At 68.8% G+C, this 26,512-nt stretch carries 19 protein-coding genes and 5 pseudogenes; 12 read left to right on the top strand and 12 right to left on the bottom strand.

Annotated elements, in window-relative coordinates; all coding sequences use genetic code 11:
* Window positions 1–98: 98 nt before the first annotated feature.
* The 3 genes and pseudogenes from QUE33_RS06430 to QUE33_RS06420 all read right to left on the bottom strand — a co-directional run bounded on the left by QUE33_RS06430 (window position 99) and on the right by QUE33_RS06420 (window position 4,324).
* The gene (locus tag QUE33_RS06430; RefSeq protein ID WP_350226553.1) at window positions 99–2,903 is read right to left on the bottom strand and encodes an FtsX-like permease family protein; all 2,805 of its coding nucleotides are present in this window, start codon (window positions 2,901–2,903) and stop codon (window positions 99–101) included.
* Window positions 2,903–3,501, bottom strand: a pseudogene (locus QUE33_RS06425) (ABC transporter ATP-binding protein). The gene QUE33_RS06430 and the pseudogene QUE33_RS06425 overlap by 1 nt, the downstream one beginning before the upstream one ends.
* Window positions 3,502–3,704: 203 nt before the next feature.
* A pseudogene (locus QUE33_RS06420) lies at window positions 3,705–4,324 on the bottom strand (PadR family transcriptional regulator).
* Between the two features lie 245 nt (window positions 4,325–4,569).
* Between QUE33_RS06420 and secA the strand changes: the two are divergent.
* Together secA and QUE33_RS06410 are read left to right on the top strand one after the other, a co-directional pair.
* Window positions 4,570–7,358, top strand: a pseudogene (secA, locus tag QUE33_RS06415) (preprotein translocase subunit SecA).
* A 96-nt stretch (window positions 7,359–7,454) separates the two neighbouring features.
* Window positions 7,455–8,678 carry a pyridoxal phosphate-dependent aminotransferase gene (locus tag QUE33_RS06410; protein WP_286302605.1) on the top strand — a complete coding sequence of 408 codons (1,224 nt, stop codon included), beginning with the start codon at window positions 7,455–7,457 and terminating at the stop codon, window positions 8,676–8,678.
* Here QUE33_RS06410 and QUE33_RS06405 read toward each other — a convergent pair.
* From QUE33_RS06405 to QUE33_RS06385, 4 genes are all read right to left on the bottom strand, one after another.
* Window positions 8,626–9,831: a CpaE/TadZ family protein gene (locus QUE33_RS06405; protein ID WP_286302604.1), complete on the bottom strand. Its 1,206-nt coding sequence runs from the start codon at window positions 9,829–9,831 to the stop codon at window positions 8,626–8,628. The two genes, QUE33_RS06410 and QUE33_RS06405, sit on opposite strands and share 53 nt — an antisense overlap.
* Window positions 9,828–9,980, bottom strand: coding sequence for a hypothetical protein (locus QUE33_RS06400; RefSeq protein ID WP_286302603.1), 153 nt, complete (start codon window positions 9,978–9,980; stop codon window positions 9,828–9,830). The genes QUE33_RS06405 and QUE33_RS06400 overlap by 4 nt, the downstream gene beginning before the upstream one ends.
* Window positions 9,977–10,441: an SAF domain-containing protein gene (locus QUE33_RS06395; RefSeq protein WP_286302601.1), complete on the bottom strand. Its 465-nt coding sequence runs from the start codon at window positions 10,439–10,441 to the stop codon at window positions 9,977–9,979. Before QUE33_RS06395 ends, QUE33_RS06400 begins: the two co-directional genes overlap by 4 nt.
* A 461-nt stretch (window positions 10,442–10,902) precedes the next feature.
* Window positions 10,903–11,511: a hypothetical protein gene (locus QUE33_RS06385; protein ID WP_286302600.1), complete on the bottom strand. Its 609-nt coding sequence runs from the start codon at window positions 11,509–11,511 to the stop codon at window positions 10,903–10,905.
* 156 nt (window positions 11,512–11,667) lie between these two features.
* Here QUE33_RS06385 and QUE33_RS06380 point away from each other — a divergent pair.
* Window positions 11,668–12,055, top strand: a pseudogene (locus QUE33_RS06380) (Rv3235 family protein).
* Window positions 12,056–12,099: 44 nt separating this feature from the next.
* Entirely contained in the window at window positions 12,100–13,572 is a 1,473-nt protein-coding gene (locus tag QUE33_RS06375; protein WP_286302599.1) for a sensor histidine kinase, read from the top strand.
* A gap of 86 nt (window positions 13,573–13,658) precedes the next feature.
* Here the strand turns inward: QUE33_RS06375 and QUE33_RS06370 are convergent, their stop codons facing one another.
* Window positions 13,659–13,907: a WhiB family transcriptional regulator gene (locus QUE33_RS06370; RefSeq protein WP_071641453.1), complete on the bottom strand. Its 249-nt coding sequence runs from the start codon at window positions 13,905–13,907 to the stop codon at window positions 13,659–13,661.
* Window positions 13,908–14,109: 202 nt separating this feature from the next.
* Between QUE33_RS06370 and QUE33_RS06365 the strand changes: the two genes are divergently transcribed.
* Entirely contained in the window at window positions 14,110–14,379 is a 270-nt protein-coding gene (locus QUE33_RS06365) for a hypothetical protein (protein ID WP_286302592.1), read from the top strand.
* Window positions 14,346–14,525 (top strand): hypothetical protein, encoded by a 180-nt coding sequence (locus tag QUE33_RS06360; protein WP_286302591.1) that lies wholly within the window; start codon window positions 14,346–14,348, stop codon window positions 14,523–14,525. The genes QUE33_RS06365 and QUE33_RS06360 overlap by 34 nt, the downstream gene beginning before the upstream one ends.
* A gap of 6 nt (window positions 14,526–14,531) precedes the next feature.
* On the opposite strand, the gene bcp is transcribed toward QUE33_RS06360, so the two are convergent.
* From bcp to aroA, 3 genes are read right to left on the bottom strand one after another with little or no spacing between them, the layout of a single operon-like run.
* Entirely contained in the window at window positions 14,532–15,008 is a 477-nt protein-coding gene (gene bcp / locus QUE33_RS06355; RefSeq protein WP_286302590.1) for a thioredoxin-dependent thiol peroxidase, read from the bottom strand.
* 9 nt (window positions 15,009–15,017) lie between these two features.
* On the bottom strand, window positions 15,018–16,058 hold the full coding sequence (gene rsgA, locus QUE33_RS06350; RefSeq protein ID WP_286302589.1) for a ribosome small subunit-dependent GTPase A: 1,041 nt from the start codon (window positions 16,056–16,058) through the stop codon (window positions 15,018–15,020).
* On the bottom strand, window positions 16,055–17,374 hold the full coding sequence (aroA, locus tag QUE33_RS06345; protein WP_286302587.1) for a 3-phosphoshikimate 1-carboxyvinyltransferase: 1,320 nt from the start codon (window positions 17,372–17,374) through the stop codon (window positions 16,055–16,057). Before aroA ends, rsgA begins: the two co-directional genes overlap by 4 nt.
* A 57-nt stretch (window positions 17,375–17,431) precedes the next feature.
* On the opposite strand from aroA, the gene QUE33_RS06340 reads away from it, so the two are divergent.
* Genes QUE33_RS06340 through QUE33_RS06330 form a run of 3 tightly spaced genes read left to right on the top strand, consistent with a single transcriptional unit; the run spans window position 17,432 to window position 19,658 of the window.
* Window positions 17,432–18,091, top strand: a complete 660-nt coding sequence (locus QUE33_RS06340; RefSeq protein ID WP_378760413.1) for a sigma-70 family RNA polymerase sigma factor — start codon at window positions 17,432–17,434, stop codon at window positions 18,089–18,091.
* Window positions 18,088–18,333: a zf-HC2 domain-containing protein gene (locus tag QUE33_RS06335; RefSeq protein WP_286302585.1), complete on the top strand. Its 246-nt coding sequence runs from the start codon at window positions 18,088–18,090 to the stop codon at window positions 18,331–18,333. The genes QUE33_RS06340 and QUE33_RS06335 overlap by 4 nt, the downstream gene beginning before the upstream one ends.
* Window positions 18,334–18,365: 32 nt before the next feature.
* Window positions 18,366–19,658: a GNAT family N-acetyltransferase gene (locus QUE33_RS06330; RefSeq protein ID WP_286302583.1), complete on the top strand. Its 1,293-nt coding sequence runs from the start codon at window positions 18,366–18,368 to the stop codon at window positions 19,656–19,658.
* Window positions 19,659–19,737: 79 nt separating this feature from the next.
* Here the strand turns inward: QUE33_RS06330 and QUE33_RS06325 are convergent.
* A pseudogene (locus QUE33_RS06325) lies at window positions 19,738–23,425 on the bottom strand (multifunctional oxoglutarate decarboxylase/oxoglutarate dehydrogenase thiamine pyrophosphate-binding subunit/dihydrolipoyllysine-residue succinyltransferase subunit).
* Window positions 23,426–23,586: 161 nt separating this feature from the next.
* Between QUE33_RS06325 and guaB1 the strand changes: the two are divergent.
* From guaB1 to QUE33_RS06310, 3 genes are all read left to right on the top strand, one after another.
* On the top strand, window positions 23,587–25,047 hold the full coding sequence (gene guaB1, locus QUE33_RS06320) for a GMP reductase (RefSeq protein WP_286302581.1): 1,461 nt from the start codon (window positions 23,587–23,589) through the stop codon (window positions 25,045–25,047).
* Between the two features lie 216 nt (window positions 25,048–25,263).
* Window positions 25,264–25,599, top strand: coding sequence for a hypothetical protein (locus QUE33_RS06315; RefSeq protein WP_286302579.1), 336 nt, complete (start codon window positions 25,264–25,266; stop codon window positions 25,597–25,599).
* Between the two features lie 20 nt (window positions 25,600–25,619).
* The gene (locus QUE33_RS06310) at window positions 25,620–26,243 is read left to right on the top strand and encodes a hypothetical protein (RefSeq protein ID WP_286302578.1); all 624 of its coding nucleotides are present in this window, start codon (window positions 25,620–25,622) and stop codon (window positions 26,241–26,243) included.
* The last annotated feature ends 269 nt before the right edge of the window (window positions 26,244–26,512 follow it).

Raw genomic sequence — 26,512 nt, 5'->3', positions numbered from 1 at the left:
TCATCCCTGTCGCCGCCTCTGCCTGTCGCCGCCGCCCCCGCTCAGTCACGTGAATCAGCGGGGGCGAGGATGCTCAGCAGGGGCGGCGATCCGGATGCTCAGGCGATCGCAGTGCGGCGGGTGACGACCGGGCGTCGGCGTGACGTGATGGCGTTGACCGCAGCGACCAGCAGCGGCAGGCCCACGGCGATCGTGCCGATCGCCCACCACGGGATGGATTCCGGGCGGTAGTAGCCCTGCTCGGTCGCGAGGAGACCCCACACCGGCAGCAGGCCGATGGCCGCTCCGGTCACGGAGCCGAGCAGGGCGATGATCGATCCCTGCCAGAACGAGATCCCGCGGCGCAGCCCGGGCGTCGCCCCGACAGCGGCGAGGGTCGCGTCGTCGGCGGCCCCGTCGATGCGGGCCAGTCCCAGCACGATCGCGCTGGTGCCCAGCATGAGGATGCCGGTGGCGGCCAGCAGCAGCAGGATGCCCACCACCGGGCTCGGCGGGCCGGTCTCGGCCCGCACATAGAAGCCGGCTTCGAACCCGGCCGCGGCGTTGATGCGCTCGACCATCTGTTGATCGGCCGGCTGCTCGAAGGCGCCGACCAGTGTGAGGGAGCCCACCCGGATGCCGAGCCGCTCGGCCGTCTGCTCCGAGAGCAGAGCCGAGTACCGGTAACGCTCTGGGACGTCGATGAGCACCGTATCGAGCGTCTCTTGATGATCCGGCTCATCCTGGGCGACGGCCGCGCCCTCGCCGAGAGCCACGGAGGTCTCACCCGACCAGTGCATCGTCCCGCCTGCGTCGTACGCCTTCCGCGCGTTCCAGAATCCGATCACGAGCCGGCCGTCGTGCAGTAGGCTCCGATCCAGTACTACGGCGCCGCCGTCGCGCAGCACCCGCTGAGCATCCGCGACGTCGGCGGTTCCGAGCAGCACCGGCAGCGACTCCGGTGTGGTGACACGCAGCCCGGTGAGGGCACCCAGTCGGTGTTCGCACTCCGCATCGCGCCGTGAGGATCCGTCCCCGCGGCAGATGATCTCTTCGGGTGAGACCGGCATGGCGACTTCCGCATCCGGAAGCTCCAGCGCCATCAGGTCGGCTTCGTTCAGCGGCATGAGCAGCCGCGCGTCGGCCGTGGGCGACTGCGCGTCGAGAACAGCCTTGGCCCGGGACACGATGGGGGATTCCGGGTCGCCGCTCTCTCCGAACACCTCCATGGTCATCGTTCCCCGAGGTGCGGCTGCCGTGTAGTCGTACCCCTGCGCTCCCACCGTCATCCCGACCACCGACACGGCGAACGTCGCGATCATGACTGCCGCGCCGATCGATCCGAGCGCGGCGGCCGAGCGGGTGCCGTTGGCTGCGGCATCGCGGATCGCCAGCCGCGGTGCGAGCCCCAGGCGCGACAGCGGGCGCACCAGCTTCGTGAGCAGCCAGTGCCCGCTCACGATCACGCCGACCTGCACGATCACCGGGCCGGCGAACACGCCGACGTACGAGGCGATCGCACGGATGTCGTCGGAGCTGACCAGGGCACTGCGCACCCACAGCAGCCCCGCGACAGCCGCGATGCTGGTCCCGACGCCCAGCAGCATGAGGGCGATGCCCCAGACCGGGCGTGAACGACGCACGGTCTGCGGCCTGCGACCGCCGCGCAGCATGGCGAGCACGTCGACCTTGGCTGCCGCACGGGCAGGCAGCATGGCGGATGCCGTGCCGACGATCACCGCGAGGGCGGCGATCGCCGCGACGAGCCACGGCACCGCCGAATAGCCCCAGTACACGGTGCGGTTGCCGTCATCCAGCATCCGCATGGCGACCCACGCCCCGCCGAGCCCGAGGATCACACCCAGCAGGGCGCCCGCACCGCCCAGCACCAGCCCCTGCAGCATGACGATGCGCGACAGATCGCGCCTGGTCGAGCCGACGCTCGCAGCCATCGCAAGCGCACGCTGCTGCCGCCGTGCGCTCACGCTGAAGGCCGCCCCGGCCAGCAGCACGATCTGATACGCCACGAACGCGAAGATGACCCCGCCGATCATCAGGATGCTGCCCAGCGTCGCCTCCGGGTTCACCAATCGAGCCTCATCCACCCGGGTACCGGTCACCGGCGGCTCCAACGCCACCGGACGCGACAGCGCGGTCACGCCCTGCGCGTTGAGCGCTCGGATCTGCTCCCAGGTCAGTGCCGTATCGGGCAGGTACCAGGTGGGGTTGTCGATCATCTCGCTCGGCTCGGCATCCGGAAGCACCACGGTGCGGGTGGAGTCGGGCTGATCGACGATGTCGATGACGCCGACGATGGTGAACTCACGGGTCGGGTTCTGCAACTCGAGCGTGCCGCCGACCTTCTCGCCGATGCTCTCCAGCGCGGAGCGCGTCACCAGTGCCTCGTCATCGGATGCTGCGGCCCGCCCCTGCGCGATGTCGTAGCGCCCCGCGAAGGAGGGGTCGCCGGCCGGTCCGACCAGCGCGGCCATGGATGCGACGCCGGCCGCTGTGCGGGCGATGATCGTGGCGGGCTGGATCCGTAGGGTCTCGGCACCGGGCGGCAGCAGGTCGGTCACGTCCTGCAGCGGGTCCTGAACGGGATTGTCCGGCTCGCCGGTGGCTTGATCCCGGTCGACCTGCCACCAGTCCGGAGCCACCGGCGACTGGATCAGGCTCGGGTCCGGGCCACTGACGATCTGCACCCGGGTCTGTGTGCTGCCCAGCTGTGCATCCAGCACCTGCTCGGGTGTCGGGATCGTGCTGGTCGTCAGCGTCGCGGCCGTCACCAGTCCCGCGACGGGAAGCGCTATCAGCAGCGTGATCAACAGGCTCGAACCCCGCGCCCGCCAGGCTTGCCGTCTCGCCAGTCGCGCTGCGACCCGCCAGCGCGATGCGCCACCGCCCCTCGTGTCGCGGAACATCACCGTGCGCCGCTCAGCAGAGCATCGGCGTTCTCGCGCGCCGACTCATCGATCACGCGACCGTCGCGCAGGAACAGGATGCGGTCGGCCCAGGACGCGTGCCGGGGCTCGTGCGTGACCAGGATGCCGGCTGCTCCGGCATCCACGCGCTGACGGATCACCTGCATCACCACCTCGCCGGTCTCCGAGTCCAGCGCGCCGGTGGGCTCATCGGCGAGGATCAGTCGCCGCGCGCCGACGATGGCTCGCGCGATCGCCACTCGCTGCTGCTGTCCACCGGAGAGATCGTCGGGGTACACCTCCAGCCGCTCGGCGAGCCCGACGCCCGTCAGGGCGTCCTGTGCGGCGCGGCGTATCGCTCGGCGGGGAGCCCGTCCAGCTCGAGCGGCAGAGAGACGTTCTCGATCGCGGTGAGCGTGGGGATGAGGTTGAAGTCCTGGAAGACGTATCCGAGCGACCTGCGTCGCAGTCGGGCGATGCCGTTCGGATCCAGCGACGAGAGGTAAGTGCCCTCGACCACGACCTCACCTGCGGTCGGTGTGGCCAGCCCTCCGGCCATCGCGAGCAGCGTGGACTTCCCCGATCCCGACGGGCCCATCACCGCCACCAGCTCGCCCGGATGCACGCTCAGATCCACGCCGGCCAGCGCCGACACCGACGATGCCCCGTGCCCGTAGTGCTGTGAGACGCCGATCAGCTGCAGCACCGGGTCGCGGGCATCCCGCTGCCGATCGTCCGTCTCTGGAGCCTGGTGCCGGGCCGCGCGCTCGCCGGACCGCGCCGCACGGTACTCCGCGCGCTTCATGATGCCGCCCCCGACGTCGCGGCGGCCGAAGCTGCCTCGGCGCGCGGCGGTCGGCCCCGTCGCGGCGTCTGTGTGCTGATCTCCAGATCCAGCGTCTGCGGGGCGTGCCGCTTGAGCCGCGACTCCACGTGGTCGAGCCAGCGCACCTCGGCCTCCGCCTGGAAGATGAGGGAATCCGCCACCAGCTGCCAGGCGAGCTCCTCCCCGCCCGCCGCGCCGGCGAACTGCACCCGGCGCAGCTCCTGCAGCGCCGCGAGGGAGGCCTTGCGCTGTCGTTGCACGATCGCCTCGACGTCCACTCCGGGCAGCGTCGCGGCCAGCGCCAGCTTGATCGGCAGCTCGTCGCGGGTGCCGGCGCTGCGTGAGACGGGGAGCCCAGCCATTCCCGCACCTCCGCCCGCCCGGCATCCGTGATCTCGTAGTAGACGTGACCCTGCTCGTTGACCTCGCCCTTCTCGACCAGGCCGTCGCGCTCGAGGCGCTCGAGGGTGTTGTAGATCTGGCCGACGTTCAGCGGCCAGGTCGAGCCGGTGCGGCGGTCGAACTCGGCACGAAGCTGGTAGCCGTAGCAGGGGCCCTGGTCGAGGATGGCGAGCAGACTCTGACGGACGGACATGTGATCTCTTCTCTCGCGTCGGCCGGGGATCGGATCGACCATGATCAGATTTCCCGGTATTGCGTTTCCGAGTATATGCATATCGGGAAATGAATCGTGAAACATCGCCTATCCGGCGTGTCCGTTCGCGCTCAGCGTTCCCGATCCCCTCCCACGTACAGCGCGTGCGAGTCACAGGCCGGTAACATGGCACGGTATGTCCGGCGGCGACCCTCGTCGGCACCCGAAAACCAAGGGAGACATCCGTGGCGAATCCTCTCGAGAAGATGCTGCGAGCGGGCGAAGGACGCATCCTCCGCAGGCTCCGGCAGGTCGTGAAGGCCGTGAACGCGCTGGAAGACGACTTCGAGAAGCTCACCGATGAGGAGCTGCGGGGTGAGACCGCCGAGCTGCGCTCCCGCTACGAGAAGGGCGAGACCCTCGACCAGCTGCTGCCCGAGGCGTTCGCCGCGGTCCGCGAGGCCGCCCGCCGCACGCTCGGCATGCGCGCCTACGATGTGCAGATCATGGGCGGTGCGGCCCTGCACAATGGCAACATCGCCGAGATGAAGACCGGTGAGGGCAAGACCCTCGTCGCGGCCTTCCCCTCGTACCTCAACGCCATCGCAGGCAAGGGCGTGCACATCATCACGGTCAACGACTTCCTCGCGTCGTACCAGTCCGAGCTGATGGGCCGCGTACACCGCGCACTGGGCATGACCACCGGCACGATCGTCTCCGGCCAGACCCCGAGGTGCGCCGCCAGCAGTACGCCGCCGACATCACCTACGGCACCAACAACGAGTTCGGCTTCGACTACCTGCGCGACAACATGGCCTGGCGCAAGGAAGACCTCGTCCAGCGCGAGCACTTCTACGCGATCGTCGACGAGGTCGACTCGATCCTCATCGACGAGGCCCGCACCCCGCTGATCATCTCGGGCCCCTCCTCGGGCGAGGCCAACCGCTGGTTCACCGAGTTCGCGAAGATCGCGCGCACGCTGGAGGCCGGCGTCGACTACGAGGTCGACGAGAAGAAGCGCACCGTCGGCGTGCTCGAGCCCGGCATCGAGAAGGTCGAGGACTACCTCGGCATCGAGAACCTCTACGAATCGGCCAACACGCCGCTGATCTCGTTCCTGAACAACTCGATCAAGGCGATCGCGCTGTTCAAGCGCGACACCGACTACGTCGTGATGAACGACGAGGTCATGATCGTCGACGAGCACACCGGTCGCATCCTGGTCGGGCGTCGGTACAACGAGGGCATCCACCAGGCCATCGAGGCCAAGGAGAACGTGCCCGTCAAGGCCGAGAACCAGACGCTGGCCACGGTGACGCTGCAGAACTACTTCCGGCTGTACGACAAGCTCGCCGGCATGACCGGAACGGCCGAGACCGAGGCGGCCGAGTTCATGTCGACCTACAACCTCGGCGTCGTGCCCATCCCGACCAACAAGCCGATGATCCGCAAGGACCAGCCCGACCTGGTGTACAAGAACGAGCAGGCCAAGTTCGCCCAGGTCGTCGAGGACATCGCCGAGCGGCACGCCGCCGGTCAGCCGGTGCTGGTGGGAACGGTCAGCGTCGAGAAGAGCGAGTACCTCTCGCGCCTGCTGGCCAAGAAGGGTGTGAAGCACGAGGTGCTCAACGCCAAGAACCACGCGCGTGAGGCCGAGATCGTGGCACTCGCCGGAAAGCTCGGTGCCGTCACCGTGGCCACGAACATGGCCGGTCGAGGCACCGACATCATGCTCGGCGGCAACGCCGAGTTCCTCGCCGTGCAGGAGCTCAAGTCGCGGGGTCTGGACCCCGAGGAGACACCGGAGGAGTACGAGGCGGCGTGGGACGACGCCTACGAGGCGATGAAGAAGAAGGTCGCCGAGGACAGCGTCAAGGTCACCGAAGCCGGCGGCCTGTACGTGCTCGGCACCGAGCGGCACGAGTCGCGCCGCATCGACAACCAGCTGCGCGGGCGCTCCGGCCGTCAGGGAGACCCCGGTGAGAGCCGCTTCTACCTCAGCCTCACCGACGACCTCATGCGGCTGTTCCAGTCGGGTGCGGCCGAGGCGATCCTCGCGCGCACGAACTTCCCCGACGACGTGCCGATCGAATCCGGGCTGGTCAGCCGGGCCATCCGCAGCGCGCAGTCGCAGGTCGAGGCGCGCAACGCCGAGATGCGCAAGAACGTGCTGAAGTACGACGATGTCCTCAACCGTCAGCGCGAGGCCATCTACGCCGACCGCCGTCAGATCCTGCACGGCGATGACATCGCCGACCGCGTGCGCCACTTCATCGAGGACGCCATCAGCGGCGTGGTCGACGACCACACCAGCGAGGGTCACACCGAGAGCTGGGATTTCGATGCGCTGTGGACCGAGCTGAAGACGCTCTACCCGGTGAACGTCACCATCGACGAGGTTGTCGCCGAAGCCGCGGACCGGCGCGGCATCATCGCGGAAGGGCTCAAGCGCGAGCTGCTCTCCGATGCGCTGATCGCTTACGAGAAGCGCGAGGAGTCCCTCGGCGAGGCGGCCACCCGCGAGCTGGAGCGTCGCGTCGTACTGCAGGTTCTGGACCGGCGCTGGCGCGACCACCTGTACGAGATGGACTATCTCAAGGACGGCATCGGCCTGCGCGCGATGGCGCAGCGCGACCCGCTCATCGAGTACCAGCGCGAGGGCTACGCGATGTTCCAGTCCATGATGGGCCAGATCAAGGAGGAGTCGGTCGGCTACCTCTACAACCTCGAGGTCGAGGTGCGCCGTGCCGGCGATGACCAGCCCGAGGTCGAGGCGAAGGGCCTGGTCGACGCGCAGCCCGAGCAGAAGCTCGAGTACTCCGCCCCGAACGACTCCGGCGACGTCGAGGTGCGCAACGAGCGTGGTCAGGTGCAGCAGGCGGCGACCGCACGGCTGCGCAAGGCTACGCAGGGCGGTGCGCCCGCCGAGGACGCTCCCGCCGCACGCGGTGCATTCGGTCAGAAGACGGATGCCGAGCAGCCGCCTGCCGGCAACCGCGAGCAGCGCCGCGCGCAGAACCGCAAGAAGAAGTAATCGATGATGCAAGGCCGGTTCCCATTGCGGGGACCGGCTTTGCGCACGTCTTGGCCGGTGGATGGGACGCTCCGCCACTGACGGTAATGTTGTGAGATGACCCGCCGCACCCTGGACCAGTCGTCCAAGCTCAAGAACGTCCTCTACGAGATCCGCGGCAAGGCACTCATCGAGGCGGCGCGTCTTGAGGCGGAGGGCCACCAGATCCTCAAGCTGAACACCGGCAACCCGGCAACGTTCGGGTTCGAGGCACCCCATCAGATCGTCCGCGACATGCTCGCCGCCCTGCCGACGGCTCATGGCTACAGCGACAGCAAGGGCATCATCTCGGCGCGTCGAGCGGTGGTCAGCCGCTACGAGGAGACTCCGGGGTTCCCGCACGTCGACCCGGACGACGTGTATCTGGGCAACGGCGTCTCCGAGCTGATCACGATGGTCATGCAGGCGCTGCTCGATGAGGGCGACGAGGTGCTCATCCCCGCACCCGACTACCCGCTGTGGACGGCGATGACCTCGCTCGCCGGCGGAACGCCGGTGCACTACCTGTGCGACGAGGACGACGGCTGGCAGCCCGACCTCGACGACCTGCGGGCCAAGGTGACGCCGCAGACCAAGGCCATCGTGATCATCAACCCGAACAACCCCACCGGGGCGGTGTACTCGCGTGAGGTGCTCGAGGGGATCGTGCAGATCGCGCGCGAGAACCAGCTGCTGCTGCTCTCAGACGAGATCTACGACCGGATCCTCTTCGACGACGCTGCGCACATCCCCACCGCGACCCTCGCGCCCGACCTGCTCTGCCTGACCTTCAACGGACTGTCCAAGACCTACCGGGTGGCCGGCTACCGGTCGGGCTGGCTGGTGATCACCGGGCCGAAGGGGCACGCCACGGGGTTCCTGGAGGGCATCACCCTGCTGGCCTCCACGCGGCTGTGCCCGAACGTCCCGGCACAGCACGCCGTGCAGGCGGCGCTGGGTGGAGTGCAGTCCATCGAGGCGCTGATCGCGCCATCGGGCCGGCTGCACGAGCAGCGGGACATCGCCTGGAAGGGCCTGGACGCCATCCCGGGAGTCAGCTGCGTCAAGCCCGAGGGAGCGCTGTACGCCTTCCCACGATTGGACCCGGAGGTGCACGAGATCCGCGACGACGGCAGGCTGGTCTACGATCTGCTCGTATCGGAGAAGATCCTGCTGGTGCAGGGCACCGGATTCAACTGGCCGCGACCTGACCATCTGCGTGTCGTGACGCTTCCCGAAGCACGGGTGCTCAGCGAAGCCGTCGAGCGGCTCGGGAACTTCCTCGCGAGCTACCGGCAGTGACATCCGTCCGCACGTCGAGGCTCGCCGCCACCCGCCGCACTGCCGCGACCAGCGGCGAACGCGGTGAGACGTCGGCGATCGCACGCGCGTGCAGCGCTGCCGCATCCGCCGCACGCTGATCCTCCGGGACGAACGCCACGTCATCGACACCGGCGAAGCGATCGAGCGTGCGGCGGATCTGCCCGCGGGCATCGATCCCCAGTGGACCGGGCCGCACCCGGTTCGCGACGACGGTGACCGGCGTCGCGCCCAGCAGATGACGCAGCTCGGCATGCCCGCGGACGAAGCGGCTCACTCCCAGCGGATCGGCGGAGAGCACGGCCACGACGGCATCGGCCTCCAGCAGGGTCGCCGCCGCTGCCGCATGGCGGGCAGGAGCACCCGGGTCGAGCGCGTCATCGTCGGCATCGAAGTCGGCGGACACATCGACCACGGTCTCATCCACCCAGGAACGGCTCGTGCTCAACGTGGTTCGCACTCGAGCGGCTCCGAGCTCCGGCCAGCGACTGGGGCGATTGAGGCCGCTGAGCACCTCCACCGTCCCCGCGGAGGTCTCCACCGCAGTCGACAGCCGTGACAGCTCGGCGACGTCCAGGCTGCCGAGCTCCGCACGTCGGCATGCTGCGGCAAGGCCCGGCGCATCGTCGCTGAGGCCGAGCTGCAGCGAGATCGAGGGCGCAACGCTGTCGGCGTCGACCAGCGCCGTGTGTCGGCCCGCCCTGCAGAGCTCGACAGCGAGCTGAATGGCGATCGTCGTCCGCCCCGGGGCGCCGTGTGGGCCCCACACGGCGATGACGCGCGGACGGGGCCCTGAAGCCGGTTGCGCGGTGATGGTGCCGGCGGCGAGCACCCGCAGCACCTCGCTGGCAGGTGTGGCGTATGCAAGGGGTGCGGGTAGACCGAAGCGCGTGGCGATCCGCGAGTCGGCGGATCCGACCGGAAGCACTCGCACGCCGGCCCGATCGCACGCACCGATGAGTTCGGCGGTCAATGTCGCCCGCGTGGGTGCGATCAGCAGCGCGTCCACGCCGTCCAGGTCGAGCCCAGGGAGCTCCGACGCATCCACGCGGCGCACGCCGACGCCCTCCAGCTCCAGATCGGATGCCAGCATCGCGGCGTCCTCGTCGGCGGCGCAGAGGATCACCGAGGTCATGATCCCGCTCCGGCGGGGATGATCGAGATCGCCGAGCCGCCGGTGATGGCGGCGAGCACATCGGCGACATCCGCGCGATCGATCACCACCTCCACATCCGTCCTGCTCTGGCTGAGCATGCCGTCTGCTTCGGCGACGCGCGCGATCACGGCATCGCCGACGAGAACGCGCGGAGCATCCGGTGTGCGTCCGTCCTCGAGCAGCGGCGCGTGCCACAGCTCGACGGCGCTTCCCGGCCCCACACCCGCGGGGATCGCGGTGCTGCTGACGACCACCGTGGTCGTGCGCAGCTCGGCGTCGTCCCCGATGCTCGAGAGGGGACCAGCTCTCCCTTCGGCAGCGTTCTGGTGGCGACCGCGTCGTCTTGCAGGTCCTGCGGGGCCAGATAGGCGTCGGCGAGGCCGGCGAGACCGACCTCGACCACCTGGAAGTCCGCGGAGCTGATCGTCTCACCGGGAAGCACCGTGTGCGTGGCCTGCAGCACCGGCGTCGTCTGTCGAGACGACGAGATCAGCAGCCATACTCCGGCGACGGAGACGACGACGAGGACGAGACCGATCAGGAACCGGAGATCGCCGAAGAACGGACGGCGGGCACGGGAGGACGTCATGCACACATCGTCACAGATTCTGCGATCGCGTCCGGAAAGTTATCCACAGGGAGATTCTCAGCGGGCGCGGAGCGCCGGGACAGGGGAGAATGAACGCATGCCCGAAGCATCCGATATGGCGCCTCGCTTCCTCGCTCCTGCGCAGGTCGCCGAGCTGCTGAGCATCGAGGTCGATGAAGTCATCGACCTCGTGCACGAGGACGCCTGCGCGGCTCGCAGCTGGGCGCCCCGCCGCGCTGGCGGATCGAGGAGGCCAGCCTGGCCGACTACCTCGCGGAGCAGTCCGAGGACGCCAGGCGCAAGGCGCTCTGGCGCCAGGCGAACGAGGCGAGCTTTCCTGAGCTGTGGGGAACGACGCCCTACCGTCGCGACTGACCTGTCGTCGCGGTCGATCCTGTCGTCGCGGTCGATCCTGTCGTCGCGGTTGATCCTGTCGTCGCCCTGCACCGGCTCTCTCTGGCTCAGGCGGCGGCCGAGCCGCCGCTGTCCAGGCGCACCCAGCACACCGTGTCGAAGGGGATGAGCTGGAACCCTCGCACCGAGCGCGCCCGACGAGGCTCACCCGCCTCGTGCAGCGCGAGATCGAGGTGATCGGCTCCGGCCCGATCGATCGTTCCGTGCTGCGGATCGGCGCCGTGCCGGGCGAGCGTCACCGTCGTGCGCCGACGCGCGAGGTCGCGTAGGACGAAGCCGAGGGTCATCCGCTCGCGCAGCGTGTTCCCGTCCGCAGCGGGCGCCACGGTCTGCTCCAGCGATCCGAGCAGCGTGCCATGGTCGACGGCGATCGCCGCGACGGCGCTCAGCGGCACGACCCGCAGGCGAGGATCGGAGTGCGCGCAGACGCCGATCCAGTCCGCCCCGATCACCCGCATCCGGCAATCCCACCGCTCACCATTAGACAGCTCGAGCGACAACCGGGCCGATCCGGCCGCCATGATCAGCAGCCGGTCGCGCATCGTCAGCTTGGCGATGCGCAGTCGTTCGGACTCGGCATCCAGGGCGGCGCGCTCAGCGTCCCATTCGGCCGCCAGCTGGCCCTCCAGGTCCTCGAAGAGATGATCCCATTCCACCTGACCGAGGGTAGGCGACCGAGCACTGGTGCCGCGCGAGTTATCCACAGATTCGCGTCGATGCCTTTCGCCGGCGGCGTCATCGTGCTGTACTGCTGGGGAGTTCGATACGGATTTCATGGATGATTGAGAAGCCACGGCCCGGGGGATCGCGGAATGACGACGTTGACAGAGTATTTCGCACCGCAGCCGACTTCGACGCAGAGTCTTCCCGATCCGATTCCGCTGCTGCGCAGCCTGACAAACGGCGCGCTGGAGGTCCTCGCCGGGGTCCGCAAGGTCGATCAGCTCGCACGCTGGCTCAGCGAAGACGCCTTCCGTGCTCTGGCCACGCGTGCGAATCTCTCTGCCCGCGCGCGCAGCGCGCGGCATCGCCCCGGCGCGTCCGAACTTCCAGATCCTGTCCATCCGGGTCACCGAGCCCGCCGACGGCGTCGTCGAAGCGGTGATCGTGGTGGTCGGTCCCGGGCGCACCAGAGCCGTCGCAGTGCGCCTGGAGGGGCTGGACTCCCGGTGGCGGGCGAGCTCGTTCGCCGTACTGTGACCGAGCTGCATCGCGGGGGAGAGCGTCCCCAGTAGGCTGAACCGGTGTCAACGCTCAGTAATATCGCAGACGCCCAGGGCCGTCTGAACGCCGCCGATATCGAATGGCTCCACCGCCTTGCCGGCGATGGGCAGCTGCTCGCCGACCTCGCCTCAGCCGACATCGTGATGTGGATCGAGACCTCAGACGGCTCGTTCATCGCAGTCGCGCACTCCCGGCCCAGCGGCGCTGCGACCCTGTTCTACCGAGACATCGTCGGCGAGAAGGTGCGTCCGCAGTGGCGCACACAGGTGCACGCGGCATTCGAGTCCAGTGAGATCGTCGACTCGTCGTCGCCGGACTGGTTCGAGGAGATCCCCACCCGTGTCCGCGCGGTGCCGATCGTGCGCAGACACGAGGAGGGGTCGGTGATCGGCGTTCTCACCCGTCACACGAACCTGGGCGAGGCGCGGATGCCCTCGCGTCAGCAGATCAGCTTCGACGAGTGCGCGAACGATCTGTTCCGGATGATCACCACAGGAGAGTTCCCGGATCTGTCGGCGCCCACCGCGCCCCGTCGTGGCGCGCCGCGAGCATCCGACGGGCTGATCCGCCTGGACGTCGACGGGATCTCGACCTTCGCGAGCCCGAACGCGCTGTCGGCCTTCAACCGGATGGGTTTCGAGGACGAACTGGAGGGCGAGTCCCTCGCCGAGGTGACCACGCGGATCATCCCGCCGTCGCGGCAGGTGGACGAGTCGCTCCCCGTCGTCGTCACCGGGCGAGCTCCATGGCGCACCGACATGGAGGCGCGCGGGGTCACCGTCTCGCTGCGCGCGATACCGCTGAAGGATCTCGGCACACGGATCGGCGCGATCGTCCTATGCCGTGACGTCTCCGAGCTGCGTCATCAGGAGCAGGAGCTCATCACCAAGGACGCCACGATCCGGGAGATCCACCACCGCGTCAAGAACAACCTGCAGACCGTCGGCTCGCTGCTGCGCATCCAGGCACGCCGCACGCACTCCGACGAGGCCAGGGAGGCGCTGACTCAGGCCATGCGTCGAGTGGAGTCGATCGCCGTCGTCCACGACACCCTCGCCAGCGGGCTGTCGCAGACCGTCGACTTCGATGAGGTCTTCGACCGTGTGCTCAAACTCGTCGCCGAGGTCGCCGCGGCCCCCAACACCCGCGCCCGCACTCAGTTGCAGGGGCGCTTCGGCATGCTGCCGAGCGAATACGCGACGCCACTCGCGCTGGCTCTGACCGAGGTGGTGACCAACGCCGTCGAACACGGGCTGGCGGGCCAGGAGGGCGTCGTGAGCATCGAGGCGGTGCGCACCGCCGAGCAGCTGCGGGTCACCGTCACCGACACCGGGCACGGACTCACGGACGGCCGGATCGGGCAGGGTCTCGGCACGCAGATCATCCGTACGCTCATCCAGGGCGAGCTCAGCGGGACGATCGACTGGAAGGGCAGCGAGGGTGACGGCACGCGGGTGACCATCGAGATACCGATGAGGTGGATCGCCGCCTGACGCACATGCACGGTGGGCCTGCGCGCTCCGCCTCACGTGCGAAGACCCGGCCCGTGGTCCGGGCCGGGTCTTCGAAAGCAGGGGGATCAGCCGGCGCGGCGTGCGCGGGCAGCGCGGCGCTTCAGCGCGCGGCGCTCGTCCTCGGAGAGCCCACCCCAGACGCCGGAGTCCTGACCGGACTCGAGCGCGTACTGCAGGCAGATCTCGGTGACGGTGCAAGTGGCGCAGACGGCCTTCGCCTTCTCGATCTGGTCGACCGCCGGTCCGGTGTTTCCGACCGGAAAGAACAGCTCGGGGTCGACGGTAAGGCATGCCGCTTTATCGCGCCAGTCCATTGATGGCTCCTCAGAATTGTTGTTCGGTGTGGTGGCCGCGATGCGGCACGCGAGTTCGGGAAGCGGATCGGGAGTCAGCTACCCTGGTCATGCGGGCGAAATGCCCGCCCCACTCCGATGTGGGAGCACATGGCTTTGACCATTCTGTTACAGAGAAGACATGAAATCAAGGGTTTTCAGACAACTCTTGGGAGGAGAGCACGTGCACCGCATCGGACCGGCCGCAATCGCAGGGGCTGTCCTGGCCGTCGAGGGCCTGGCGATCACGGTGATCGCCCTGGTCGAGCTGTTCGCGCTCGGCGGCGGAGACGCGTCATCGCTCGCCAGCGGTGTGGCGCTCATCGTCCTCACGCTCATCGGCGCCGTGGCGCTGTTCGCCTTCGCGGTCGGGGTGCTGCGTCGCGCATCCTGGGCGCGTTCGGGGGCATCGTGTTCCAGGTGCTCGGCATCGCGCTCGCGCTGGCGGCACTGAGCATCCAGCCCACGCCGTGGGTCTTCGTGCTCATCCTCGGCGCGGCCGGCATCGGCGGACTGATCTCCCTGATCGCGGCGGTGCGCCACGACGGCGCCGCCGATCCGCGGCTGCACGGGCGCGGCGCGCCCGAAGACGAGGCCTGACCGGCGTCAGCCGTCGATGCCGAGGGCCTTGCGCAGCCGCGCCACGTGCCCTGTCGCCTTGACGTTGTACTGCGCCAGCGTGATCGCACCCTGCTCGTCGATGACGAACGTCGAGCGGATGACACCCTCGATGACCTTGCCGTAGTTCATCTTCTCGCCCCAGACGCCGTACGCGGTGTGCACGGAGTGGTCGGGATCGCTGAGCAGGGTGAAGGTCAGGCCGTCGCGCTCGCGGAACTCCCGCAGCTTCGCCGTGGAGTCGCGGGAGACGCCCAGCACGGTATAGCCGGCGGCCTGCAGGGAGGAGATGCTGTCGCGGAAGTCGCACGCCTGCGTCGTGCAGCCGGGGGTCATCGCCGCGGGGTAGAAGTACAAGATGACCTTCGTGCCGCGCAGGTCGGACAGCGAGATAGCGGCGTCGTCCTGATCGAGCAGTGTGAAGTCGGTGGCGGCGGTTCCGGGTTCCAGGCGTGTCGTGGTCACCCCTCCAGCCTATCCGCCGAACGTCTGCAGCAGCCGCTGCAGCGATTCCAGGCGTGCACGCCCGGTCTCATTCAGCGTCCCCTCGGCAGCGGCCTCGTTCAGGGCGCAGTCCGCCGCGTCCGGGAGGTGCGTGCAGCCGCGGGGGCACTCCTCGGCGATCGCGGCCAGCTCGGTGTACGCGGCGAGGATGTTCGCGGGGTCGACATGACCCAGGCCGAAGGAGCGCACACCGGGGGTGTCGATCACCCACCCGCGCCCGCCTGGGCCGACATAGCGCAGCGACACGGTCGACGAGGAGGTGTGCCGACCACGACCGGTGACCTCGTTGACGTGCCCGGTCGCGCGGTCCGCACTGGGGACGAGTGCGTTCACGAGGGTGGACTTGCCGACGCCGGAATGGCCGACGAACACTGTGGAGTGCCCGGCCAGCGCCGCGCCGATCTCGGTCACGGGCATTCGCTCGTGGGCACTGGTGAACACCGTCAGGTCGAGTCCGTCGAAATGCGACAGGAATGCGGCCGGGTCGGCCAGGTCGGTCTTGGTCACCACCAGGAGCGGACGGATGCCGGCATCCAGCGCCGCCACCAGATAGCGGTCGACGAGACGGGCCCGCGGCTCCGGATCGGCCGCCGCGACGACGATGAGCATCTGGTCGGCGTTGGCGACGATCACCCGCTCCACCTGGTCGGTGTCATCGGCGCTGCGCCGCAGCAGCGACGTGCGCTCGGTCAGCCCGACGATGCGGGCGAGCGTGCCCTCTTCGCCGGAGGTGTCGCCCACCACCCGGGCGCGATCTCCGGTCACGATCGGGGAGCGCCGCAGCTCGCGGGCCCGTACCGCGGTCACCATGCGCTCGTCGGGGCGGTCCTCGGCCATCAGCACGTTGTACCGCCCGCGGTCGACGCCGAGCACGCGGCCGATCTGCGCATCCTCGTGGGCTGGGCGGCGCTTGGTGCGCGGCCGGTTGGCCTTGGGGTTCGGGCGGGTCCGCACGCTGCTCTCGTCGAACTCATCGAATTCGTCGAGGTCGTCCTCGCCCAGCCAGCTCACGCGATGGCGCCCGTCAGCTGCTCCCACAGCTGCGTGAACTCGGGGAGCGTCTTCGCGGTGGTGCCGATGTCGTCGATCTCGACGTCGGGAACCCGCAGCCCGATCAAGGCGCCGGTGGTGGCCATCCGGTGATCGTGGTGCGCCGGCCATGCGCCGCCGTGCAGTGGACGCGGGGTGATGCGCAGGCCATCGGGCAGTTCCTCGGCCTCGCAGCCCAATGCACGCAGGTTCCCGATCAGCGCCGCGATCCGGTCGGTCTCATGGGTGCGGATGTGACCGACGCCGCGTATCGTGGTGGGGCCGTCGGCGAAAGCGGCGAGCCCTGCGATCGTCGGTGTCAGCTCGCTGGCCGCCGACAGGTCGATGTCGAGTCCTCGGATGCCGTCGCCGGCGCGCACCGTGAGCGCTCCGGCATGCCGGCTGGTGTGTGCGCCGAGCGCGTGCAGGATGTCGGGCAGCAGCGCGCCGGGCTGCGTGGAGTGCAGCGGCCAGCCCGACACGGTGACCTCTCCGCCGGTCACCAGCGCCGCTGCCAGGAAGGGTGCCGCATTCGACAGATCCGGCTCGATGGCGACGTCCTTCGCACGCGGCACTCCGGCCTCCACCAGCCATTCGCCCACGGCAGGACGCTCGATGCGGATTCCACGGCGGCTGAGCGACTCGATGGTCATGTCGATGTGCGGAAGGCTCGGCAGGTGCTCGCCGGTGTGCACCAGGTGCAGCCCCACGTCGAAGCGGGGTGCCGCCAGCAGCAGACCCGAGACGAACTGACTGGAGTCGGAGGCGTCGATCTCCACACGACCGCCGCGGATCCTGCCGCGCCCGCGCACGGTGAACGGCAGCGACCAGGTGCCCTCGTCGTCGACGTCGACGCCCAGATCGCGCAGCCCCGTGATCAGCGCGCCCATCGGACGGTGCAGTGCGTTCGCGTCGGCGGTCAGATGCACGTCGTCGGAGGCCAGGCCAGCCAGCGGCGCGATGAAGCGCATCACCGTGCCGGCCTGACCGCAGTTGATCGTGACGTCGCCGGCCAGCGGGGCAGGTGTGACGAGCAGGTCGGGCCCGTACAGGCCATCCGAGGGAACCTCCTCGATGCCGACGCCGAGAGCTCGCAGCGCGTCGACCATGCGGCGCGAATCGTCGGAGTGCAGCGGATGCAGCAGGCGACCAGGGCCATCGGCGATCGCTGCGATCATCAGCTCGCGATTGGTGAGGGACTTCGATCCCGGAATCGTCACGGTGGCATGCACGGGCGATCCGGTCACGGGTGCGCGGTACGCGCCACGTGCGGGGGGGGAATACCGTTCAGTGCTCATCGGTTCTAAGCCTAGTGAAGCCTGCGACGCGCAGAGCGTAGTGAGATGAGGTGAGGGATGTCCGCAGTGCTGGCGTTCGACGAGACTGCTGAGTTGGAGCTCACCGGCCTAGACTGGCCCGTGATGGACGACACAGCCCCCAGCGACCCTCGACGCGATTTCGAGGAGCAGGCGATCCCCTTCATGGACCAGCTCTATGCGGCGGCCATGCGCATGACGCGCAACCCCGCAGACGCCGCCGATCTGGTTCAGGAGACGTTCGTGAAGGCGTACGCGGCATGGTCGTCGTTCTCCCAGGGGACGAATCTGAAGGCCTGGCTGTATCGCATCCTGACGAACACCTACATCAACATCTACCGCAAGCGTCAGCGCGAGCCCTACCAGGGCACGATCGACGAACTCGAGGACTGGCAGCTCGGCGGCGCGGAGTCGACCACGGCATCCAGCAGCCGCTCGGCCGAGGCCGAGGCGATCGACCGGATGCCGGCATCCGCGGTCAAGGACGCGCTGCAGGAGGTGCCGGAGGACTTCCGGCTGGCCGTGTACCTGGCGGATGTCGAGGGATTCGCCTACCAGGAGATCGCCGACATCATGAAGACCCCCATCGGCACCGTGATGAGCCGTCTGCACCGTGGCAGGCGGATGCTGCGGGAGCTGCTGGCCGACTACGCCGCCGAGCGAGGAATCGTCGCGGCTGAACCGAGGAGCAGGAAATGACCGACTGCGGCTGTGAGAAGGCGCGTAAAGATCTGGAGGAGTACCTCCGCAACGAGATCTGCGCCACAGAGCATTCCGAGATCCGCGCGCACCTGGAGAACTGCCAGTCCTGCAAGGACGAGGCCCTCGTCGCAACGACGCTGACCGAGGTCATCGCCCGTGCCTGCAAGGAGAGCGCCCCCGAAGAGCTGCGCGCGCAGGTCTTCGCCCGTCTGCGCGAGGTGCAGGCCAGCGCGCACTGAGCTCGGCGATCCCGGCGTCCTAGGCTGGGACGATGAGCGAATCGCACCGCACAGTACATCCGGTCGACCCCACATCGCAGCAGCGCCTGCAGAAGGTGGGACTCGAATACCGACTCATCGACACGACGTCGGATGCCGACCTCGACGGCTTCCAGCGTGCCGATGCGCGCGGCTTCCACGACCAGGAGCCGACCGGCGAGGCCCTCGCACAGTCGCGCGAGACCACCCGGGAGCGCCGCAATCTCGGCGTGTTCGACGCGACAGCGGGGCGTCTGCCCATCGCCACCGTCAACAGCTGGGTGACCTCGCTCACCGTTCCGGGCGGAGAACTGGACATGTGGGCGATCAGCTCGGTCACCGTGGCCAGCACGCACCGCCGGCGCGGGATCGCCCGCGCTCTTCTGGAGGGCGAGCTGCGCGCGGCCTCGGCTGCAGGGGTGCCGATGGTCGGGCTGACGGTGTCGGAGGCGACGATCTACGGCCGCTACGGGTTCTCCTCGGCTGTGCCTGTGGCGCGGATGACGATCGACACCGCACGCGCCGGCTGGGCTGCCGCACCGGTCGCCGGACGCCTGCTCTACACAGACAGGGAGGAGCTGGCTGATCAGCTGGCGCGTCTGCACGACGTGTCCCGCGGCGCGCGCGCAGGACAGATCCCGGGCTGGCGCGGCCGCTGGCTTCGCCTGGCCGGTCTCGGAGTGGACGACAAGGATGGGGCGGCCGTGCGCGGCATCCGCTATCTCGACGCCGACGGCACTGTGCAGGGCGTCATGGCCTACACACTCTCCGAGATCCCCGGTCAGTTCCGCTTCGAACTGCGCATCCGCACGATCGTCACGGCGACGGACGAGGCGCTGCGGGCGATCTGGCAGTTCGTCATCTCGCATGACCTCGTCACCCGCGCCACCGTCGACCTGCGCCCCGTCGACGACCCGCTGCCGTGGCTGGTCGCCGATCAGCGTGCGGTGGGCGTGGAGGTGCACGACCACGGCTGGCTGCGCATCCTGGATGTGGTGGCGTCGCTGACCGCGCGGACATACCAGCGGCCATTGGACGTCGTCCTCGCAGTCGACGACCCGCTCGGGTTCGCCTCCGGACGCTGGCGGATGCGAGTCGGTGCCGATGGCCGGGCCCAGGTGGAGAGCACAGACGATGCGGCCGATGTCACGCTGGGCGTCGCCGAGCTCTCCGCGATCTTCGCGGGCGGCGTGCGTGCGAGCAGTCTGGCTGCGGCGGGGCGCGTGCAGGCAGAGTCGCATGTCATCGATGCGCTGACTGCAGCATTCGCTGCCGACCGCGCGCCCGTGCTGAGCATCTGGTATTGACGCACAGCACCGGATGCTGACGCGGATCGGCCCCGCCTCCTGGTTCTCCGGGAGGCGGGGCCGTCGTCGTACGCGGGTGTCAGCCCAGGGTCAGGGCCTGCTTGAGCAGTGCGGCCTGCTCGACCGCGTGCACCTTCGAGGATCCGGTCGCCGGTGAGGCGGCGGCCGGCCGCGAGATCGCGCGGAACTGACGGTCGCCGGGAACCTCGGCGAACTCGAGGGCGAGGAACGGCCACGCCCCTGGTTCTCGGGCTCGTCCTGCACCCAGACCAGCTCGGCATTCGGGTACGAGTCGGTGATCGCCTTCAGCGCATCGATCGGGGTGGGGTAGAACTGCTCGAGGCGCACCAGCGCGATCTCGGCGTTCGGGTTCTTGTCCAGCTCGTTGACCAGATCCCAGTGGATCTTGCCCGAGTGCACGAGCACGCGCTTGACCGCATCGCGATCGAGAGCGCGATCATCATCGATGACCGGCTCGAAGCGACCCTTCGTGAAGTCCTCGACCTGGCTGGTCGCCCCGCGCAGACGCAGCATCGCCTTCGGTGTGAAGACGATCAGCGGCTTGCGCGGACGCGCGTACGCCTGACGACGCAGCAGGTGGAAGTAGGAGGCCGGCGTCGACGGACGGGCGACGATCATGTTCTCCTGCGCGCACAGCTGCAGGAAGCGCTCCATGCGCGCGGAGGAGTGATCGGGTCCCTGGCCCTCGTAGCCGTGCGGCAGCAGCATCACCAGGCCGGACTGCTGGCCCCACTTCTGCTCGGCGGCCGAGACGTACTCGTCGATGACCGACTGCGCGCCGTTGACGAAGTCGCCGAACTGCGCCTCCCAGAGCACCAGCGCCTCGGTGTTCTCCACCGAGTAGCCGTACTCGAAGCCCAGTGCCGCATACTCGCTGAGCAGCGAGTCGTACACGAAGAAGCGCCCCTGGTTGTCGGAGAGGTTGGTCAGCGGCAGCCATTCCTGACCGTTGTTGCGATCGTGCAGCACAGCGTGGCGCTGCACGAAGGTGCCGCGGCGCGAGTCCTGGCCGGCCAGGCGCACCGGGGTGCCCTCGACGAGCAGTGAGCCGAACGCCAGCAGCTCTCCGAAGCCCCAGTCGATGCCGCCCTCGCGGCTCATGGTGACGCGCTTGTCGAGCTGCTGCTGCAGCTTGCTGTGCACGGTGAAGCCATCGGGCTTGTTGGCGTGTGCATCGCCGATCAGGTGCACGACCTCCAGCGGCACGCCGGTGAAGTCGGGGGAGCCGACCTGGCTGTCGACCTGGTTCAGCTCGGGTGCGATCGGGGTGGCCCCGGTCTCGGCGGCATGCGTCTCGGCGAAGGCGACCTCCAGGCGGGCCTGGAAGTCGGCCTTGGCCTGGTCGTACTCCTCCTGGGTGATGTCACCGCGTCCCACCAGGGCCTCGGTGTACAGCTTGCGCACCGAGCGCTTGGCCTGGATCAGGTCGGTCATCAGCGGCTGGGTCATCGAGGGGTCATCGCCCTCGTTGTGACCGCGGCGACGGTAGCAGACCAGGTCGATCACGACATCGCTGTGGAATCGCTCGCGGTATTCGAAGGCCAGCTGGGCGACGTGGATGACCGACTCGGGATCATCGCCGTTCACGTGGAAGATCGGCGCCTGGATGGTCTTGGCGACGTCCGTCGCGTACACCGAGGTGCGCGAATCGGTGGGCAGGGTCGTGAATCCGACCTGGTTGTTCACGACGATATGCACGGTGCCGCCGGTGCGGTAGCCGCGCAGCTGCGACATCTGCAGCGTCTCGACGACGACGCCCTGTCCTGCGAAGGCGGCGTCTCCGTGCACCAGGATCGGCAGCCAGGCGAAGGTGCCGATCGGCTTGCGGTCCTGCTTGGCGCGCACGATCCCCTCGAGCACGCCGTCGACGGTCTCCAGGTGGGACGGGTTGGCCGCGAGGTAGATCGGCAGCTCCGCGCCGTCCTCGGCGATGAAGGTTCCCTCTGTGCCCAGGTGGTACTTCACATCGCCCGAGCCGCGCTGGTTGCCCGGTGTCAGCGAGCCCTCGAACTCGCGGAACACCTGTCCATAGGTCTTGCCGGCGATGTTGGTGAGCACGTTCAGCCGTCCGCGGTGCGCCATCCCGATCGCCGCGCCGTCCATTCCGGCGTTGGCGGCGCCCTGAAGGATCTCGTCGAGCAGCGGGATCAGCGATTCGCCGCCCTCCAGCGAGAAGCGCTTCTGCCCGACGAACTTCGTCTGCAGGAAGGTCTCGAACGCCTCTGCCTCGTTGAGCTTGCTCAGCACGCGCAGCTGCTCGTTGTGGCCGGGCTTGACGTATTTGACCTCGAGCTTCTCCTGGAACCAGCGGCGCTGCTCTGGATCCTGGATGTGCATGTACTCGATGCCGAGAGTGCGGCAGTACGAATCGCGCAGCACGCCGAGGATGTCGCGCAGCTTCATCACCCGCTTGCCGCCGAAGCCGCCGGTGACGAACTCGCGATCCAGGTCCCAGAACGTCAGCCCGTGGCTCTCGATCTCGAGGTCGGGGTGCGAGCGCTGCACATACTCGAGCGGGTCGATGTCGGCCATCAGGTGGCCGCGCACGCGGTAGGAGTTGATCAGCTCCTGAACCCGGGACTGCTTGTCGACGCGTTCGGCGAGGTCGACCGCGATGTCGGAGTTCCAGCGGATCGGTTGGTACGGGATGCGCAGGGCCGCGAAGATGTCGTCGTAGAAGCCGCGCTCGCCGATCAGCAGCTCGTGCACCTTCTTCAGGAACTCACCGGAACCGGCTCCCTGGATGACGCGGTGGTCGTAGGTGCTGGTCAGCGTGATGACCTTGCCGATGCCCAGCCCGGTGAGGGTCCGCTCGCTGGAGCCCTGGAACTCGGCGGGGTAGTTCAGCGCGCCCGCGCCGATGATGCAGCCCTGGCCCTTCATCAGACGGGGCACCGAGTGCACGGTTCCGATCCCACCGGGGTTGGTGAGCGAGATCGTGGTGCCGGCGAAATCGGCGGCGGTGAGCTTGTTGGCGCGTGCGCGGGCGATGATGTCCTCGTAGGCGGCGAGGTACTCGCTGAACGACAGCGTGTCGGCCCGCTTGATGCTCGGCACCAGCAGAGCGCGGGTGCCGTCGGGCTTGGGGACATCGACCGCGATGCCGAGGTTGACGTGCGCGGGGGCGACGACGGAGGGCTTGCCGTCGACCTCCGCATAGAACACGTTCTGGCTGGGGAACTCCTTGAGCGTCTGGATCAGAGCCCAGCCGATCAGATGGGTGAAGCTCACCTTGCCGCCGCGCGTGCGGGACATGTGGTTGTTGATGACGATGCGGTTGTCGATCATCAGCTTGGCCGGCACGGTACGTGCGCTGGTGGCCGTCGGCACCGTCAGCGACTGGTCCATGTTGGCCGCGAGCGTCTTGGGCATGCCGCGCAGCGGTGTGACCTTGTCTTCGTCGTCGGCGGACGCCGTCTCGCCGTTGTCCTCCTTGGCCTGCGGCTTGGGCGCCTGGGCGGGGATCGGCGCCTGCTTCGCGGGCTTGGTCGTGGTGCGTGCCCGCACCTGCGAGCCGATTACGGGGATCGGCGCGGTGACGGGGCTGGCGGTCTGCTCGGAGGTGCTCTGCACGGCGGCGTTCTGGGACGGGGAGGTGGAATCCGGCGTGTAGTTCTCCAGAATCGGCCACCACTCCTTGTCCACCGAGTCGCGGTCCTGCTTGAACTGCTCGTACAGCTCGTCCACGAGCCACGAGTTGGCTCCGAACCCCCGTCGCCCCCGACGCCGGTCACCTGGTTCGACACGCTTTACCGCCCTCTTTCGTCACTGAAGATCTGCATGCGGCTCGACAGCCAGAGCGCGTCGGGTCGCACATGTGTATCAGCCTCCAAGCCTAATGCCAATCGGCTGGCGGAATGCTGTCCGGTCAGGCGGTTCACGTGCCGGCTCGGGGTAGCGTGGCGATATGAAGTTCTCCGGTGAGCGACCCGCAGTGGATCTGACCTATTCGGATGTCTTCCTCGTGCCACGGAGATCCGCGGTCACAAGCCGTCTGGCAGTGGATCTCGCCCCGCACGACGGCACGGCGGCGACCATCCCGCTGGTGGCGTCGAACATGAACTCCGTGACCGGCCCCCGGCTCGCCGCCGCCCTGGCCCGGCGCGGGGGACTGGGCGTGCTGCCGCAGGATCTTCCGCTGCAGGAGCTCGATGCGGCGATCCGCTGGGTCAAGGCTCAGCCGGTGCGGTGGGACACACCGCTGGTGCTGTCGCCGCGGGCCACCATCGCAGAGGCGCTGCGGCTGCTGCCCGCCCTCCCCGGGCACGGCATCGTCGTCGCCTCCGCACGCGGCGAGGAGCCGCTGCAGCGCGACGATGTCCTCGGCATCCTGCCCGCCACGCGACTGGCGACGGCGCTGCCGGATGCCGCGCTCGGAGATCTGGTGCATGCCGAGCCGATCGCGGTGGCCGCCGAGGACATCGGCGAGGGTCGCGCGGCCTACGATGCGGTCGACGCAGCGGATGCCGAGATGGTCCTCGTGCTCGATCGCGGCCGTGTGGTGGGAACCCTCACCCCTCGCACCGCGCTGCGCTCGAGCCTGTACCGGCCTGCGGTCGATGCGTCCGGCCGCCTTGCGGTGTCCGCCGCCGTCGGAATCAACGGCGATGTGGCGGACAAGGCGCGTGCGCTGGCATCCGCGGGGGTGGATGTGCTCGTCGTCGACACCGCCCATGGGCACCAGGAGGGCATGCTGCGCGCCCTCGCCGCCGTCGCACAGCTGGATCTCGGCATCCCGATCGTGGCGGGCAATGTCGTGACCGCCGATGGCGTGCACGATCTCGTGCGAGCCGGTGCCTCGATCCTGAAGGTGGGTGTCGGGCCCGGGGCGATGTGCACGACCCGCATGATGACCGCCGTCGGGCGGCCGCAGTTCTCCGCCGTGCTCGAGACGGCGCAGGCGGCGCATGAGCTCGGCGCGCACGTGTGGGCCGACGGGGGTGTGCGGTACCCGCGCGATGTCGCTCTCGCGCTGGCCGCCGGCGCGGCATCCGTCATGATCGGATCCTGGTTCGCCGGCACGATCGAGGCTCCCGGTGAGCTTCGTCACGATCCACAGGGCCGCGCCTACAAGGAATCGTGGGGCATGGCATCGACCAAGGCCGTGCAGGCGCGGTTCGAGAGGCTCGACCCCTACGAACTCGCCCGCAAGGAGCTGTTCGCCGAGGGCATCTCGTCGTCGATGATCTATCTCGACCCGCTGCGCCCGGGAATCGAGGATCTGCTCGACATGATCACCTCGGGCGTGCGCTCCTCGTTCACCTACGCGGGGGCGGCCACCGTCCCGGAGTTCCACGAGCGCGCACTGGTCGGCCTGCAATCGGCATCCGGCTACGAGGAGGGCAAGGCGCTGCCGGTCAGCTGGTAGCCGGCCCGCGCGTTCCCGTGCCCGCGGCCGTCCCGTGCCCGGTGCGCTTCCGCTGCACTTTCCCGCATCCGCGCCATCGATCGATGCAGCGGATGCTGAGGATTGCAGCGGATGCGGGGAGCGATTCCCCTGCACATTCGACGGGACACCGCGGGTTGTGCACAGATGGCGGCATTCTGCGCTCGAGGCGCCGACCGGGTGCGGCAGGATGCCGGGATGGCGCCAGAACAGCACGACACCGAGATCGAGATCCGCAGGGTGCGCGATCAGCAGTACCCACCGGACTACCGGAAGCTGCGTCGGGAGATCGGCGCGGAGAGCATCCATCGTGTCGGCCCGGGCGCCTATGCGCTGACCGCGGCGTGGCGGGGGCTGTCATCGCGTGAGCGGCATCGGATGCGGGTGGTCGAGGCGACGCTGCGCATGCGGCGCCCGGCGCTGGTTTCCCACTTCGCGGCGGCGAGCGTGCATCGTATCGAGATCCTCGGACGCTGGCCGTCACGGATCGACGTGCGCGTCGACGGGGAAGCGGCGGCCGGTCGTCAGGTCTGATCCGCAGGCACGGCATCGGCGTGGACGCGGATGCCGAGCAGTGGGGAGTGCACAGGATCACCACCCCGGCCCAGACGGCGATCGACATCGCCGCGATCGCGGATCACACACAGGCGGTGGTGGTGCTCGACCAGGTGCTCTGGGCGCGACGGCCCGGCGGGCCCCTGGCGACGATCGAGGAGCTGCGGATGCTGGCGGCAAGGCGTTCCTCATCCCGGGGACGGGCGAAGATCCGACATGCGCTCGACGAGGCCACGGCGCTCTCGGATTCGGTTCGCGAGTCGCAGAGTCGAGTGCTGTTGAAGCGACTGGGGTTCCCGGAGCCGGTCCTGCAGCGTGAGTTCACGCTGCTCGACGGGTCCACCGCACAGACGGACTTCTACTTTCCGGAGTACGACCATGTGGGCGAGTTCGACGGCGTCGGCAAGTACCTCGACCCGGCGCTTCTGCGTGGACGCACCCCTGCGGATGCGCTGATCGAGGAGAAGGATCGCGGCGATGCACTTGCTCGCATCGTGAGCCGCGTGTCGCGCTGGCGCACCCCGCACCTTCGCCGTCCCCGCGAGCTCTACGACATCCTCGTCGCCGACGGCTTGCCCAGTCGGCTTCCCCCGCCGCCGCGCAGCCTCCAGCTCCCACGGTGACCTCCCGCGCGCTGCGCACCCGCGTCTCGTGCGCTGCACTTTCCTGCATCCGTCCCGCGCACGGTCCGCATGCGCTGCACTTTCCTGCATCCGTCCCGCGCGCGGTCCGCATGCGCTGCACTCTTCAGCATCCGCTCCATCGATCGATGCAGCGGATGCCGGGAGGTGCAGCGGATGCCGGGGCCGGACACAGGGGCGCGGGGCGGATGCCGGACGCGGGCCCACGCGCGGTCTCACAGTCGGATTCTGTAAGATCGTCGGCACCATGG

The sequence above is a fragment of the Microbacterium suwonense genome (genome assembly GCF_030296555.1).
Classification (GTDB): Bacteria; Actinomycetota; Actinomycetes; order Actinomycetales; family Microbacteriaceae; genus Microbacterium; species Microbacterium suwonense.
Note: the sequence above shows the minus strand (reverse complement) of the source record. Positions and strands in the feature narration are given on the sequence as shown.